General features: G+C 64.1%; 2 protein-coding genes. Both read left to right on the top strand.

The window, feature by feature from the left end; genetic code table 11:
- Window positions 1–252: hypothetical protein (locus MLGJGCBP_RS49375; RefSeq protein WP_236581245.1), on the top strand; the 252-nt coding region annotated here is incomplete at its 5' end.
- A gap of 101 nt (window positions 253–353) precedes the next feature.
- Window positions 354–1,076 (top strand): VOC family protein, encoded by a 723-nt coding sequence (locus MLGJGCBP_RS49370; RefSeq protein WP_160097955.1) that lies wholly within the window; start codon window positions 354–356, stop codon window positions 1,074–1,076.
- The last annotated feature ends 102 nt before the right edge of the window (window positions 1,077–1,178 follow it).

The following is a 1,178-nucleotide window of genomic DNA, read 5'->3' as shown; positions in this document are numbered from 1 at the left end:
GAGAGCATGGGGCCGATCGAGGATCGCACCCGTGAGCACCTGGGTACGTCCGACCTCGCCGTCATTCGGATGCGCCGCCTGATGCTCGATGCCGCACGCCGCAACACGCGCGGCGAAACGCCCCTCGCTCTGGGGCGCGATTTCCTGTACGGCGAGATTCGCCCGGGTGAAGAACTGATCGAACCCGGTGTGCGCTGGCAGGAGACCGTCGGCTCGCGTGGCGAAGCACCTGCGACCACGCGAACTGGGTAGAGAACGTCGAAAATCTGGCACCGCGGAGCGGGCGAGACCGGGTCACAGTCCCGGCCCGGACTTCCTGCGCCACTACAACGATCAAGATCGGTAGGTTTCCTATGACTCACATTCGTCTCAGGCATGTCGCGGTGGTGACCGCCGACCTGGCGGGCTCAGTCGACACGGTGCAGCAAGCACTGCGGTTGCCGGAGCCCTTCAACGACGACCTGGCGAATCAGTTCTCTACGCACAATGCTGTTTTCAGCCTGGGCAATACGTTCCTGGAGATCTGCTCCCCCTACGACGACGGTCCCGTCCGGAGATACGCCGAGGAACGCGGCGGCGAGGCCGGATACATGGCGGTGTTCCAGGTTCCGGACAACGACCGTGCCCGAGCCAGATTGGACGAGCTGGGGGTGCGGATCATCGCGGAACTCAAGTTGTTCGACCAGGGCGCGAACATGCTGCACCCGAAGGACGTGCCGGGAGCGATGGTGTCGATCGACTGGGCGACGCCGTACGAATCGTGGAGGTGGGGAGGCCCGGCCTGGTCCGGAAGGGTTCCCGAGCATCCCGAAGGTGGGATCGTCTCCATCGAGGTGCGGATGCTCGACGCACACCGCGCCGCCGAGAAATGGGCATTGGCCCTCGACGCCACGGTCGAAACGGTCTCGGACGACGAGGCACACGTCCACCTGCCCGAGACCGGCCAGGTCGTGCGCTTCACCACGACGAAGGACAAGCTGCGCGAGGGAATCTGCGCCGTCGAACTGACGCTTCCGAGCGAAATCATCGTGAAGGAGCAGTTCGACGTCGCCGGCGTCCACTTCACCTGTGTCTGATACCCACCTCCCACGGACTCGATTTGGAGAGAACTCATGCTGAACAAGGAAGACAACGACCTGCTCACCCGCGTGGAGGGTGACGCGCCGATGGGTGTGTTG

Source organism: Rhodococcus sp. T7 (genome assembly GCF_009872365.1).
In the GTDB taxonomy this organism is placed as follows: domain Bacteria; phylum Actinomycetota; class Actinomycetes; order Mycobacteriales; family Mycobacteriaceae; genus Rhodococcus_F.
This window is presented reverse-complemented; position numbering and strand designations above follow the sequence as displayed.

What these genes read in the sequence shown, in the direction of transcription:
- MLGJGCBP_RS49370 (WP_160097955.1), top strand. Translation starts at nt 354, where the DNA reads ATGACTCACATTCGTCTCAGGCATGTCGCGGTGGTGACCGCCGACCTG.